Source organism: Pseudomonas sp. LBUM1655, from assembly GCF_059716085.1.
Genome location: NZ_CP166801.1, coordinates 145,584 through 161,576 on the forward strand (window position 1 = coordinate 145,584; position 15,993 = coordinate 161,576).

At 61.8% G+C, this 15,993-nt stretch carries 1 protein-coding gene; it reads right to left on the reverse strand.

Translation table 11 applies throughout. From position 1 onward, the window contains the following. Positions 1 to 43: 43 nt before the first annotated feature. Positions 44 to 15,679 carry a LapA family giant adhesin gene (locus ACA074_RS00690; RefSeq protein WP_497678249.1) on the reverse strand — a complete coding sequence of 5,212 codons (15,636 nt, stop codon included), beginning with the start codon at positions 15,677 to 15,679 and terminating at the stop codon, positions 44 to 46. Positions 15,680 to 15,993 lie beyond the last annotated feature (314 nt).

Consider the following 15,993-nt stretch of genomic DNA (forward strand, 5'->3'; position numbering starts at 1 on the left):
CAAACGTGACGGCCGCCCCATAAGGGCGGCCGTTGTTCACGGATCAGCTGTTGTTGTGGTCGACCTTGATGGTCGGGTCGCTGCCGGCAATCAGGTTGTGAATGTTGGCGCTCGACCAGTTGTTGCCTTCCAGTTTGATCGTCACGTCCGGTGTTGCAGCAGCGGCGTCGGCCGAGTTGAACTTGCCGCCCGAGCTGACTTGCAGCGACGACACGCCATCGACCGTGGTGATCTTCAGGAAGTTGTCGATGGTGCTGCCGGTTTCGCCCTGCAACAGATCACGCAGGTCGATACGGTCACCTTCGGCAGCCTTGAAGTCCTTGATCACATCAGTGCCGGTGTCGCCCGATTTCCAGACAAAGGTGTCACCACCCGAACCACCGATCAGGATGTCGTTGCCCTGGCCGCCGATCAATGTGTCGTTGCCGGTGCCGCCGAGCAGGATGTCATTGCCTTTGCCGCCGTCGAGCAGGTCGTTGCCGCCCGAGCCGAACAGGATGTCATTGCCCGCGCCGCCCAGCAGGGTGTCGTTGCCGTCATGCGCACCGGACACATCGAACGCCTGATAGTGCTCGGTGACGTACTGGTGCACGTTGCTGGTGGTGACTTTGCTGACGTCGACGCCGGTTTCCTTGGCCACGAACGCCTGCATCGCCTGATAACCCTCACCGGCAATGCCGTTGAAGCTCACCAGATCGCCAAACAGGATGTCGTTGCCGTCGCCACCGCTGACGGTGTCGTTGCCCGGCATCGTCGCTTCGGTGTGGCCGATGATCGAATTGGCCAGATCTTTCGGATCGATGTTGGTCTGCGGCGTCTTGTCCGAATCGTACGGTTTCAGGTCGTTGAGGCTGACGCCGCTGTTGAGGCCGATGGCTTCAACGTTCGACAGACCGCTGAGCAATGCGAAGCTGCTCGTCGAGTTGTCGGTGGTGGCCGTAGTGGTGCTGCTGCCGGTACCCGAGAGGTTGGAGAACTCATAGGTGCCGTCGCCCTGAGCGTGCAGCGTGCCGAAGGTCTGGGACGACCAGTTGCTGCCCGACTTGCTCCAGACCGTCACGGACCCCGTTGCACTGATATCGATCTGGTGCGTGCTGTCTGGATACAGACTGACGGCTGTGCCCAATTTGTAGTTGCTGGTGGTGATCAGGCTGTCGAGGGTTTTGTTGCCGTACAGGTACGGGTTGGTCGACTCGCTGCTCTGGTAGTAGGTCGGCTGACCATCGGTAATGAAGTACGTGAGGTTCTTCGCACCGGTGTTGGCCACCGCTTCAGCGCTCTGGAAGAAGTTGGCCGTGGTCTTGAACACGTCCTCGTAGTTTGTGCCACCGCCGGACGTCATCGAGTCCAGCACTGCCTTGAGTTTGGTCAGGGCGTTAGGGTCGTTGAGGTTCACCGACACCGACTGTTTGACCTGGGTATCGAAGTCCACCAGGAAGATGTTCACCGTGCCCGAGTTGCTGCCGCCCAAGCTTTGCTTGAGGGTGTTGAACACCGAAGTCAGCGAGTCCTTCGCGGCGTTGAGCGACGAAGTGCTCATGCTGCCCGAGCTGTCGACCATGAACGCGATGTTGTAGTTGGTGCCAGGCACCACGGTCAGACCGCCGATGTCAGCCACGACGATGTCGTTGCCGTCAGTCCCGGTGACGGTGTCGTCACCTGAAGTCGCGGTCACGGCGTTGTAGACCGCCGGCACCACGGTGACCGGAATGGTCGCTGTGCTGCTCGCCGAACCGCCCACCGCTTCGGTGGAAGTCGAGGTGACGGTCAGATTGAACTGGCCGTTGTAGTAGGTCGGCGGGGTCACGGTCAGGCTGCCGAGGTTCCAGCCGGTGACGTTGGCTTCGCCATTGCTCGCGGTGACGGTGAAGCTGTGGCCTGCGCCGTCGCTCAGCACCGAACCGACCGGCGCGCCGCTGATCTTCACGCTCAGGGTTTCCGAGCCGTCGGTGTCGGTCAGCGCGGTGGAGACTGCCGACAGTTTCACCGTGGTGCCTTCGGCGCCAGTGTTGAGCTTGTAGCCGTCGTAATAGCCTTCGCCGTTAGTGCCGTGCAGATCGGAGACAGTCACACCGGCATTCACCAGATCCTTCACGCCGGTGTAGATCGGCACGCCGGCGCTGCTCAGGTCGACTGCTGCGCCGCCGTTGATCGACAGGTTGACGTCGTAGCTGCCCGGGCCGCTCTGGTTGTGGTGGTAGATGTCCAGGGTGTAGTAGCCGCTGGTGGTCGGAGTGAACGAACCATTGAGGTTACCGCCCGCGCCCCACGTGATCGAGGCCACGTTCTTGCCGCCGATGGTGACCAGCAAGCTGTCATCGCCGACACCGCTGAAGGTGTAGGTCTTGCCGGCTTCCAGATAGATCAGGCCCGACGTTTTCGAGGCGGTACCGGCGGTCACGCTGCCGTCCGACTGCACGTTGTTCACGGTGCCGCTGGAGTTCGGTGTGCCGGCGCCGTCGATCACGTTTTTCAGCGTGGTCGAATCCGCGCCGTTGCCGTTGGTGCCCAGACCCGACAGACCGGTCCAGACTTCCTTGATCAGCCCGGTGGACTTCACGCTGTTGTCGGCCACGCTCACGGTCGGGGCATCCGCCACTGGCGTGATGTCGATCTTCACGGTGCCGGTGTTGCCCAGCAGTTGGCCGTCGGTTGGCTGGAACTTGATCTGCGCGTAGTCAGCCTGGTTGTTGCCCAGGCCGGTGCCGCCGTAACCGTTCACGCCCGACTCGTTGGCATCCGGCATGAAGCGCAGTTTGCCGGCGTCGATGTCAGCCTTGCTGAAGGTCTGGTTGTTGGCGACGTCTTTCCAGGTCGAACCGTCCAGGTACTGCAGTTTGCCTTCGCCCGGCAGCTGGGTGATTTTCACCCCGAGGCTGCTGGCCGGGCTGTCGACGTCGGTCACACCAAAGGTCGACCAGCCGAGGATCAGCGGGGTGTCTTCGGTGCCGGTGACGTTGACTGGCGCTGCGACTGGCGCGTCGTTGACTGCCACCACGTTGACCGTGGTGGTCGCGGTGTTGGAGTAGTTACCACCGTCAGTCACGGTCACGGTGATGATTCGCGGCACAGTGCTCGGGTCTTCACTGCTGTTGGTGAAGCTGATGTTCTTGATGGCCTGCATGTAGTCGGCCAGTGTCGCGTTGCCCGACAGGGTCAGGGTCACCGTGCCGTTGGTGCTGTTGGCATTGATGGTGATGCCATTGACGCTGTTGCCCAGGTTCAGCGCATCGCCGTCCTGACGATTGGTCAGCACCACAGTCGCGCCAGTCAGCATGGTGCTGTCCGGGTCGGTGATTCTGATATCGGTGTCGGCAATCGACACACCCGCGCCCGGAGTGTTTTCGGTGAAGGTCACCTTGTAGTCGGCACCGGTTGCACCGCTGGAGTTGTTGGCGTCCAGATCGATGACCGGTGGCGCATCGTTGTCGATGATCGAGGTGCTGACGCTGCCATTGGTGCCGCTGACTGCGAGGTTCTCGAAGTTGCCACCGGTGGCTGAGTCGATCTTGACCACGAAGTTCTCGGTACCTTCGGTGATCTTGTCATTGATGGTCGCGACGTTGAACTGCGCACTGCTGGCGCCTGCCGGGATTTTCACGGTGTACACGCCAGTGAAGTCCGAACCGTCGGCAGCGGTACCGCTGTAGACGATTTTCAGGGTCACTTCGGTTTGCGCCGGGTGGTTCAGGCTGACGGTGTAGCTGGCGGTCTGGCCTTCGGTCACCGAAGTGCTGCCGGTGATGCTGACCGTGGTGGTGTCGACGGTGTCGGTGACGCTGGTCACGGCTGGTGTGTTGCTGGTTACCAGGTTTTCAAAGCCGCCGCCGCTGGTGCCGGTGATGCTCGCCTGCACGGAGCCGGCGTCTTTGTAGACGTCGTCAGCCGGAGCCGGGACGGTCACGGTGCCCGTGGTTTTGCCCGCTTCGATGGTGATCACCGAGCCGTTCGACAGCGTCACGGTCACTGGCGAACCAGCAGCGTTGGTCAGGGTCGCGGTGTAGGTGATCTGTCCACCTTCGGCCACGGTGCCCGTGGCGCTCAGCGTCAGGTTGGTGGTGTCGACGGTATCGGTCACGGTGGTGCTGACCGGAGTCTTGTCGGCGACGAGATTCTCGTAGTTACCGCCAGTCACGTTGGTGATCGAGTTGGTCAGCGGCGCGTGGCCGGTCAACGCATCGTTTGGTGCGGTAGTGGTCGCGGTGCCTGTGGTTTTGCCGACTTCGATAGTGATGTTCTGACCGTTGGCCAGGGTCACGGTGACTGGCGAGCCGGTGACTGGAGCGCCCACAGTGGCGGTGTAAGTGACAGTGCCACCCTCGGCCGTTGTACCGGTTGCGGTCAGTCTGACGGTGGTGGTGTCGATGGTATCGGTGACGCTGGTCACGGCTGGCGTCGTGCTCGGGACCAGGTTTTCGAAGTTGCCACCGGTGGCGGTGCTGATCGTGGCCTGCACGGTGCCGGCGTCTTTGTAAACGTCGTCAGTTGGTGCTGGAACGGTCACGGTGCCAGTGGTTTTGCCTGCATCAATCGTGATGACTGCGCCATTGGACAGCGTCACGGTCACTGGCGAACCAGCGGCGTTGGTCAGTGTCGCGGTGTAGACAATCGAGCCACCCTCGGCCACGGAGCCTGTCGCGCTGAGCGACAGGTTGGTGGTGTCGACTGTGTCGGTGACGGTAGTCGAAACCGGAGTCTTGTCGGCAACAAGATTCTCGTAGTTGCCGCCGCTGACATTGGTGATCGAGTTGGTCAGTGGAGTGTGGCCAGTCAACGCATCGTTCGGTGCGGTGGTGGTCACGGTGCCAGTGGTCTTGCCGATGTCGATAGTGATCTGCTGACCATTGGCCAGGGTCACGACGACAGGCGAGCCAGTCACTGGCGCGCCCACGGTCGCGGTGTAGACGACGTTACCGCCTTCTGCCGCAGTGGCGGTTGCGCTCAGTTTCACTGACGTGGTGTCGATGGTGTCGGTGACGCTGGTCACCGCAGGCGTCGTGCTCGGGACCAGGTTTTCGAAGTTGCCACCGGTGGCGGTGCTGATCGTGGCCTGCACGGTGCCGGCGTCTTTGTAAACGTCGTCAGTTGGTGCTGGAACGGTCACGGTGCCAGTGGTTTTACCCGCGTCGATAGTGATCACGGCGCCGTTCGACAGCGTCACCGTCACTGGCGAGCCCGCGGCGTTGGTCAGGGTCGCGGTGTAAACAATCGAACCACCCTCGGCCACAGAACCGGTCGCGCTCAGCGACAGATTGGTGGTGTCGACGGTGTCGGTCACGTTAGTGCTGACCGGGGTTTTGTCGGCCACGAGGTTTTCGTAGTTGCCGCCGGTCACGTTGGTGATCGAATTGGTCAGCGGCGCATGGCCGGTCAACGCATCGTTTGGTGCGGTAGTGGTCGCGGTGCCTGTGGTCTGGCCTACACCGATGGTGATGGTTTGACCATTGGCCAGCGTTACCACAACTGGCGAGCCAGTCACTGGAGCACCGACCGTGGCGGTGTAGACGACGTTGCCGCCCTCTGCCGCAGTAGCCGTTGCCGTTAGTTTCACGGTGGTGGTGTCGATGGTATCGGTAACGCTGGTCACGGCCGGCGTCGTGCTTGGCACGAGGTTTTCGAAGTTGCCGCCGGTGGCGGTGCTGATCGTTGCCTGAACGGTACCGGCGTCTTTGTAGACGTCATCCGATGGAGCAGGAACAGTCACGGTGCCAGTGGTTTTACCGGCGTCGATGGTAATCACAGCGCCGTTCGACAGGGTGACGGTCACTGGCGAGCCAGCAGCGTTGGTCAGCGTCGCTGTATAAACAATCGAGCCACCCTCGGCCACGGAGCCTGTAGCGCTGAGCGACAGATTGGTGGTGTCGACGGTGTCAGTCACGGTGGTGCTGACCGGAGTCTTGTCGGCGACGAGATTCTCGTAATTGCCGCCGGTCACGTTGGTGATCGAGTTGGTCAGTGGCGTGTGACCGGTCAACGCATCGTTCGGTGCAGTCGTGGTGATGGTGCCAGTGGTTTTGCCCACTTCGATGGTGATGTTCTGACCATTGGCCAGAGTCACGACGACAGGCGAACCTGTTACTGGCGCACCGACGGTTGCGGTGTAGACGACGTTGCCGCCCTCTGCCGCAGTAGCCGTTGCCGTCAGTTTCACGGTGGTGGTGTCGATGGTATCGGTAACGCTGGTCACCGCAGGCGTCGTGCTCGGCACCAGGTTTTCGAAGTTGCCACCCGTGGAGGTGGTGATCGTGGCCTGAACGGTGCCAGCGTCTTTGTAGACGTCGTCGGTTGGCGCTGGAACGGTCACGGTGCCGGTGGTTTTACCCGCTTCGATAGTGATCACCGAGCCGTTGCTCAGGGTCACGGTCACTGGCGAGCCAGCGGCGTTGGTCAGAGTCGCGGTGTAGGTGATCTGGCCACCCTCTGCAACCGAATTTGTAGCACTCAGAGACAGGTTGGTGGTGTCGACGGTGTCGGTGACGGTGGTCGAAACCGGCGTTTTGTCGGCCACGAGGTTTTCGTAGTTGCCGCCAGTCACGTTGGTGATCGCGTTGGTCAGTGGAGCATGACCGGTCAACGCATCGTTTGGTGCGGTGGTGGTCGCGGTTCCAGTGGTCTGGCCGACACCAATGGTGATGGTCTGACCGTTGGCCAGCGTTACCACAACTGGCGAGCCAGTCACTGGAGCACCGACCGTGGCGGTGTAGACGACGTTGCCGCCCTCTGCCGCAGTAGCCGTTGCCGTCAGTTTCACGGTGGTGGTGTCGATGGTATCGGTAACGCTGGTCACGGCTGGCGTCGTGCTTGGCACGAGGTTTTCGAAGTTGCCACCGGTGGCGTTGCTGATCGTCGCCTGTACGGTACCGGCGTCTTTGTAGACGTCATCGGCAGGCGCAGGAACGGTCACTGTGCCAGTGGTTTTACCGGCCTCAATGGTGATCACAGCGCCGTTGGACAGGGTCACGGTGACTGGCGAGCCAGCGGCGTTGGTCAAGGTTGCGGTGTAAACAATCGAACCGCCCTCGGCTACGGTACCGGTCGCGCTCAGCGAGAGATTGGTGGTGTCGACAGTGTCGGTGACATTGGTCGAAACCGGGGTCTTGTCGGCCACCAGGTTCTCGAAGTTGCCACCTGTTACGTCAGTGATCGAGTTGGTTAGCGGAGCGTGGCCCGTCAATGCGTCGTTTGGAGCCGTGGTGGTCGCAGTACCGGTGGTCTGGCCAACGCCAATGGTGATCGTCTGACCGTTGGCCAGGGTTACGACGACCGGCGAGCCAGTGACTGGCGCGCCGACAGTCGCGGTGTAGGTGACGTTGCCACCCTCAGCAGTCGACTCTGTCGCTGTCAGTTTGACGGTGGTGGTGTCGATGGTGTCGGTGACGTTGGTCACTGCCGGTACGGTACTCGGCACCAGGTTTTCGAAGTTGCCACCGGTCGCGGTCGAAATGGTTGCTTCGACTTTGCCGGCGTCTTTGTAAACGTCGTCGGCTGGCGCAGGAACAGTCACCGTGCCGGTGGTTTTACCGGCCTCAATGGTGATCACGGCGCCGTTGGACAGGGTCACGGTGACTGGCGAGCCGGCCGCGTTGGTCAGGGTTGCGGTGTAAACAATCGAACCACCCTCGGCCACGGTACCAGTTGCGCTGAGCGACAGGTTGGTGGTTTCGACGGTATCGGTGACCGTGGTCGAAATCGGGGTCTTGTCGGCCACCAGATTCTCGTAATTGCCGCCGGTTACACCGGTGATCGAGTTGGTCAGCGGCGCCTGACCGGTCAGTGCATCGTTCGGTGCAGTGGTGGTCACGGTGCCGGTGGTTTTACCCACTTCGATGGTGATGTTCTGACCATTTGCCAAGGTCACAACAACCGGCGAACCGGTGACTGGCGCGCCAACCGTCGCGGTGTAAGTGACAGTACCGCCTTCAGCCACTGACGTATCGGCCGTCAGTTTGACCGTCGACGTATCGATGGTGTCGGAGACGTTGGTGACGGCTGGAACAGTGCTCGGCACCAGGTTCTCGAAGTTGCCGCCCGTGGCGTTGGTGATAGTTGCCTGTACGGTACCGGCGTCTTTGTAGACGTCATCGGCAGGCGCAGGAACGGTCACTGTGCCAGTGGTTTTACCCGCTTCGATGGTGATCACGGCGCCGTTCGACAGCGTCACGGTCACTGGCGAGCCAGCGGCGTTGGTCAGCGTCGCGGTGTAAACGATCGAACCGCCCTCGGCCACGGAGCCGGTCGCGCTGAGCGACAGGTTGGTGGTGTCGACGGTGTCGGTGACGTTGGTCGAAACCGGTGTTTTGTCGGCAACGAGGTTTTCGTAGTTGCCGCCAGTCACGCCGGTAATCGAGTTGGTGATCGGCGCTTGGCCAGTCAGCGCGTCGTTCGGCGCGGTGAAGGTCACGGTGCCTGTGGTTTTACCCACTTCGATGGTGATGTTCTGACCATTGGCCAGGGTAACGACAACCGGAGAGCCCGTTACCGGCGCGCCAACAGTCGCGGTGTAGGTGACAGCGCCACCCTCAGCCGCCGACTCGGTCGCAGTCAGTTTGACGGTGGTGGTGTCGATGGTGTCGGTGACGTTGGTGACGGCTGGAACAGTGCTCGGCACCAAATTCTCGAAGTTGCCACCGGTTGCCGTGGAAATGGTCGCCTCGACCTTGCCGGCGTCTTTGTAGACGTCATCGGTTGGCGCAGGAACTGTCACGGTGCCAGTGGTTTTACCGGCCTCGATGGTGATCACGGCGCCATTGGAAAGCGTCACGGTTACCGGCGTGCCTGCCGGGTTGGTCAGCGTTGCGGTGTAAACGATCGAACCGCCTTCAGCCACCGAGTCGGTCGCGGTCAGGTTCAGGTTGGTGGTGTCGGTGGTGTCCGACACGGTGGTGTCGGCGGACTTGCCGTCGACCGCCAGTTTTTCGTAGTTGCCGCCAGTGGCGCCGTCGATGGTCACGCTCAGGGAGCTGCCGCCCGCCAGTGGGCTGTTCGGCGCGACGAAGTTCACGGTGCCACTGGTTTCGCCGACCGCGATGGTGATGGTCTGGCCGTTGGACAGCGTCACCACGACTGGCGAGCCGGTCACTGGCGCGGTCACGGTCGCGGTGTAGACCACGGTTTCGCCTTCGGCGACGTTCGTGGTGGCGGTCAGCGATACGGTGGAGGTGTCGATGGTGTCGTTGACGGTGGTCACCGCCGGCACAGTGCTCGGCACCAGATTCTCGAAGTTGCCGCCGGTAGCAGTGGAAATAGTCGCTTCGACTTTACCGGCATCTTTGTAGACGTCATCGGCTGGCGCAGCAACAGTCACGGTGCCGGTAGTTTTACCGGCCTCGATGGTGATCACGGCGCCGTTGCTCAGCGTCACGGTCACTGGCGTGCCGGCAGCGTTGGTGAGGGTCGCGGTGTAGGTGATCTGGCCGCCTTCATTCACCGAACCGGTAGCGCTGAGCGACAGGTTGGTGGTGTCGGTGGTGTCGGTCACGGTGGTGCTGACCGGGGTTTTGTCGGCCACGAGGTTTTCGTAGTTGCCACCAGTCACGCCGGTGATCGCGTTGGTCAGCGGCGCATTGCCGGTCAATGCATCGTTCGGCGCCGTGAAGGTCACGGTGCCGGTGGTTTTGCCGACTTCGATGGTGATGTTCTGACCGTTGGCCAGGGTCACGACAACCGGCGAACCGGTGACTGGCGCGCCGACAGTCGCGGTGTAAGTGACGGTGCCACCTTCCGCCGCAGACTCGGTAGCGGTCAGTTTGACGGTCGAGGTGTCGATGGTGTCAGTGACGTTGGTCACGGCTGGCGTGGTGCTTGGAACCAGATTCTCGAAGTTGCCGCCAGTAGCTTCTTTGATGGTGACTTCGACTTTGCCGGCGTCTTTATAGACGTCATCGGCAGGCGCAGGAACAGTCACGGTGCCAGTGGTTTTACCCGCCTCGATGGTGATCACCGAGCCGTTCGAAAGCGTCACGGTTACCGGCGTGCCGGCCGGGTTGGTCAGTGTCGCGGTGTAAACAATCGAACCGCCCTCGGCCACGGAGCCGGTCGCACTCAGCGACAGGTTAGTGGTGTCGACGGTGTCGGTCACAGAGGTCACGGCCGGCGTCTTGTCGGCAACCAGATTCTCGTAATTGCCGCCGCTGGCGTTGTCGATCTTCACGCTCAGCGTGTTGCCGCCGGCCAATGCATCGTTCGGCGCAGTGAAGTTGACGCTGCCGCTGCTGGCGCCGACCGGGATGGTGATGGTCTGGCCGTTGGACAGGGTCACGACAACCGGCGAACCGGTCACCGGAGCAGTCACGGATGCGGTGTAAACCACCACGCCACCTTCAACGGTGCCGGCGGTGGCGGTCAGCGAGACGGTGCTGTTGTCGATGGTGTCGGTGACGTTGGTCACCGCTGGTGTCTTGTCGACGACCAGGTTTTCGAAGTTGCCACCGGTAGTCTTGGTGATGCTGGCGTCGACTTTGCCGGCGTCCTTGTACACGTCATCGGCCGGGGCCGCGACGGTGGCGGTGCCGGTAGTCGCGCCTTTGGCGATGTTGATCACCGCGCCGTTGCTCAGGGTCACGGTCATGGCCGTGCCGGCTGCATTGGTCAGGGTCGCGGTGTAGATAATCGAACCGCCCTCGGCGACCGAACCGGTGGCGCTCAGGCTGATATTGGTGGTGTCGACCGTGTCGGTGACGGTGGTAACCACCGCCGAGCGGTTGGCATCGACCTGCTCGAAGTTGCCGCCGCTGTGGCTGGCAATCGCGGTCTGCACCTTGCCGCCGTCGATGTACGGGGTGTTCGCCGGCGCTGCGAAGTTCACCGAGCCGCTAGTGGCGCCGGCAGCGATGTTGATCACCGCGCCGTTGGCCAGGGTCACGGTCATGGCGGTGCCGGCCGGATTGCTCAGGGTCGCGGTGTAGGTAATCTGGCCACCTTCGCTGACGGTGTCGCTGGCGCTCAGGGTCAATGTGGTCTTGTCGACGGTGTCATTGACGGTGGTGCTGACCGGGGTCTTGCTGACGTCGAGCTTCTCGAAGTTGCCGCCAGTGGCATCGGTCATGGTCACGGTGAGCTTGCTGACGTCTTTGTAGACGTCATCGCTCGGCGCCGCGATGGTCACCGAACCGCTGGTTTTACCAGCCTCGATGGTGATGGTCTGGCCATTGCTCAGGTTGACGGTCACCGGGGTTTGCGCGGCGTTGGTCAGGGTCGCGGTGTAGGTGATCGACGTGCCTTCGAGCACATAGCTTTCAGCGCTGAGGGTGAGGTGCGTGGTGTTGACGGTGTCGGCGACGTTGGTCACCGCTGGCGTCGGATTGGCCACCAGGTTTTCGAAATTGCCGCCCGTGGTCTCTTTGATCGTCACTTCGACTTTGCCGGCATCTTTGTAGACGTCATCGGCTGGCGCCGGAACGGTTACGGTGCCGGTAGTCTTGCCAGCTTCGATGGTGATGGTCGAGCCGTTGCTCAGGGTCACGGTCACCGGGGTGCCGGCCGGGTTGGTCAGCGTAGCGGTGTAGACGATCTGCCCGCCTTCGTTGACGTTGCCGGTGGCGGTCAGCGAAACGGTGGTGGTGTCGACGGTGTCGGTGACGGTGGTGCTGACCGGGGTTTTGTCGGCCACGAGGTTTTCGTAATTGCCGCCGCTGACGTTGGTGATTGAGTTGGTCAGCGGTGCATGACCGGCCAATACGTCGTTCGGTGCAGTGGTGGTGACGGTGCCGGAGGTCTTGCCGACTTCGATGGTGATGTTCTGGCCGTTGGCCAGGGTCACCACGACGGGCGAACCGGTCACCGGCGCGCCAACAGTCGCGGTGTAGGTGACGGTGCCACCTTCAGCGGCAGTTTCGGTAGCGCTCAGTTTTACCGTCGAGGTGTCGATGGTGTCTGTGACGTCGGTGACGGCCGGAACGGTGCTTGGCACCAGATTCTCGAAGTTGCCGCCCGTGGCGTCCTTGATGGTCACTTCAACTTTGCCGGCGTCTTTGTAGACGTCATCGGCAGGCGCCGGAACGGTCACGGTGCCAGTGGTTTTGCCCGCTTCGATGGTGATGACCGAGCCGTTGCTCAAGGTCACGGTCACCGGCGAGCCAGCGGCGTTGGTCAGCGTCGCGGTGTAGACGATCGAGCCACCCTCGTCCACGGAGCCGGTCGCGCTGAGGGACAGATTGGTGGTGTCGACGGTGTCGGTGACGGTGGTCGAAACCGGCGTCTTGTCGGCCACGAGGTTTTCGTAGTTACCGCCGCTGACGTTGGTGATCGAGTTGGTCAGTGGGGCTTGGCCAGTCAGCGCATCGTTCGGTGCGGTGGTGGTGACGGTGCCTGTGGTTTTGCCGACTTCGATGGTGATGTTCTGACCGTTGGCCAGGGTGACAGTCACTGGCGAACCGGTCACTGGCGCGCCCACAGTGGCAGTATAGGTGACGGTGCCACCTTCAGCGGCCGACTCGGTGGCGGTCAGTTTTACGCTGGTGGTGTCAACGGTGTCGGTGACTTCGGTAACGGCTGGAACGGTGCTTGGCACCAGATTCTCGAAGTTGCCGCCAGTGGCGTCCTTGATGGTCACTTCGACTTTGCCGGCGTCTTTATAGACGTCATCGGCAGGTGCCGGAACGGTCACGGTGCCGGTGGTTTTGCCCGCCTCGATGGTGATGACTGAGCCGTTGCTCAGGGTCACGGTGACTGGCGAACCAGCGGCGTTGGTCAAGGTCGCGGTGTAAGTAATCTGGCCACCTTCAGCCACGGAGCCGGTCGCGCTCAGCGACAGATTGGTGGTGTCGGTGGTGTCAGTCACCGTGGTGCTGACTGGCGTCTTGTCGGCAACGAGATTCTCGTAATTGCCGCCCGTCACGTTGGTGATTGCATTGGTCACTGGAGCCTGGCCAACCAGCGCATCATTCGGCGCAGTGAAGGTCACGGTGCCGGTGGTTTTACCCACTTCGATGATGATGTTCTGGCCGTTGGCCAAGGTCACCACGACCGGCGAACCGGTAACCGGCGCGCCAACGGTGGCGGTGTAGGTGACGGTACCGCCTTCAGCAACCGAGGTGTCTGCAGTCAGTTTGACGGTCGAAGTGTCGATGGTATCGGTCACTTCGGTCACGGCAGGCGTGGTGCTCGGAACCAGGTTCTCGAAGTTGCCGCCAGTGGCCTTGTCGATGGTCACTTCTACTTTGCCGGCGTCTTTATAGACGTCATCGGCCGGCGCCGGAACGGTCACGGTGCCGGTGGTTTTGCCCGCTTCGATGGTGATCACCGAGCCGTTGCTCAGCGTCACGGTAACCGGCGAACCGGCAGCGTTGGTCAACGTCGCGGTGTAAACGATCGAACCGCCTTCAGCCACGGAACCAGTCGCGCTCAGGGACAGATTGGTGGTGTCGACGGTATCGGTGACGGTGGTCGAAACCGGGGTCTTGTCGGCCACGAGATCTTCGTAGTTGCCGCCAGACACGCCAGTGATCGAGTTGCTCAGCGGTGCATTACCGGTCAACGCATCGTTTGGCGCGGTGAAGGTCACGGTGCCGGTGGTTTTACCGACTTCGATGGTGATGCTTTGACCATTGGCCAGGGTCACCACGACCGGCGAACCGGTCACTGGCGCGCCAACGGTGGCGGTGTAAGTGACGGTGCCGCCTTCAGACACCGAGGTATCGGCGCTCAGTTTGACGGTCGAAGTATCGATGGTGTCGGTCACTTCGGTTACGGCTGGGGTGGTGCTCGGAACGAGGTTCTCGAAGTTGCCGCCGGTGGCGTCCTTGATCGTCACTTCAACTTTGCCGGCGTCTTTATAGACGTCATCGGCCGGCGCCGGAACGGTCACGGTGCCAGTGGTTTTGCCCGCTTCAATGGTGATCACCGAGCCGTTGCTCAGGGTCACGGTCACTGGGGTTTGTGCGGCGTTGGTCAGGGTCGCGGTGTAAACGATCGAACCGCCTTCAGCCACAGAACCGGTCGCGCTCAGCGACAGATTAGTGGTGTCGACCGAGTCGGTAATGGTGGTGGTCGCTGGCGTCGGGTTCGGCACCAGATTTTCAAAGTTGCCACCGGTAGCGCCGGTGATGGTGGTGCTGACGGTGCTGCCATTGTTGTAGACGTCGTTGGCCGCCGTCGGCACGTTGACGCTGCCGCTGGTTTTGCCGGCTTCAATGGTGATGGTCGAACCGTTCGACAGGGTAATGGTGACCGGCGTTTGCGCAGCGTTGGTCAGGGTTGCGGTGTAGGTGATCTGGCCACCTTCGACGACGGTGCCGGTCGCGGTGAGGCTGACGCTGGTGGTGTCGATCGAATCGGTAACGGTGGTGGTCGCTGGCGTGGTGTTCGGCACCAGGTTTTCGAAGTTGCCACCTGTGGCGCCGGTAATCGTCGTGCTGACGGTGCCGCCATTGTTGTAGACGTCGTTTGGCGCGGTCGGCACGTTGACGGTGCCGGTAGTCTGGCCCGCGCCAATGGTGATGGTCGAACCGTTCGACAGGGTGACGGTTACCGGGGTTTGCGCCGGGTTGGTCAGGGTCGCGGTGTAGGTGATCTGGCCGCCCTCGACGACGCTGCCGGTGGCGGTCAGGGTCAGGCCGGTGTTATCGATCGAATCGGTGATGGTGGTCACCGCCGGTGTCGGGTTCGGCACCAGGTTTTCGAAGTTACCGCCCGTGGCACCAGTGATGGTGGTGGTGACGGTGCTGCCGTTGTTATAGACGTCGTTGGCCGGGGTCGGCACGTTGACGGTGCCGGTGGTCTGGCCGGCGCCGATGGTAATGGTCGAACCGTTCGACAGGGTGACGGTCACCGGGGTTTGCGCCGGGTTGGTCAGGGTTGCTGTGTAGGTGATCTGCCCGCCTTCAGTGACGCTCGGGCCGGCCGTCAGGGTGACGGTGGTGGTGTCGAGGGTGTCGGTGACCTGAGTCGTGGCCGGGGTGGTTGGCGGGGTCACAGTGATGCCGTTGCCGCCAGTGGTGCCGGTGACGGTCACGTCGATCTGGGTCGGGTCGTTATAAACGGTGTCGTTCGGCGCCAATGGCACGTTGACGGTGCCGGTGGTGGAACCGGCCGGGATCACGATCACCGCGCCGTTGGACAGGGTGATGGTCAGGTCGGTCAGCGGCGCTTGGGTCAGGGTCGCGGTGTAGACCAGCACGCCGCCGGCTTCGGTGATGGTCGGCGTGGCGCTGAGGCTCAGGGTCGACTCACGCAGGGCGTTGGTGGTGGTGTCGGTGGTCTGGCCGCCAGTGATGTCTTGCGCAATTTGGCCCGCAGCGTTGATGCCCGCCGTAGGGAAACCAATGGTCGGATCAACGCGGCCCGCCGTGGCATCGAGCATCACGAAGCTGTGACCGCCACCCGCCGCGCCGCCCGTACCTGCGGCGGTTGCGCCGGCAGCGGTGGCTTCAAGTGCGGTAGTCGGGTCGACGCCCGCAGCGATGGCTTGCTGCAGTTCTTCTACCGACGGCGCCGCCTGCGCGGTGGCTTCGGCCAGGTCAGTGCTGGAGTCGGGCGCGTTGGCGCTCCACTGGGTTTCACGGCCCAGATCCAGGGTGCGGCCATCAGCCAGTTCCAGCGACACGGCGCCCGACAGACCGGTGTCGATCTGATCGCCGACAAACAGTCGGTCGCCTTCAACGAGTACGCGACGTACGCCCTCTGGGGACACCACGAATACCTGACCGACAATGCTTTTGACGATGGCAACAACACTGCTCATTGAAGACTCTCCGGGGTGTCACGTTCAGTTGACTTCCATGGACCTGATGGCATGGATGCCGATTCAGTCTGGACGTACTTTAAAAATTTGCTAAACAAGTTTTGACGCATGCGATCGTCAATAATTTGGCTATATTCTTTCGCGATTAACTTTATGCCAAACTATTGACCTTATGGGTGCCATCCTAAACAATCGCCCCACTAATGTCACATTGATATTTCCGCGGCGACCTGTCCTTTTGCGTGTGATCCAGTTCCTGTTTCGAACTTTCCGACATACGGTCAATCCGGTTGCCAATCATCCGACGCAGCAGC

Excerpts from the sequence above, each read along its gene's own strand:
- ACA074_RS00690 (WP_497678249.1), bottom strand. The coding sequence starts at position 15,679 with ATGAGCAGTGTTGTTGCCATCGTCAAAAGCATTGTCGGTCAGGTATTC.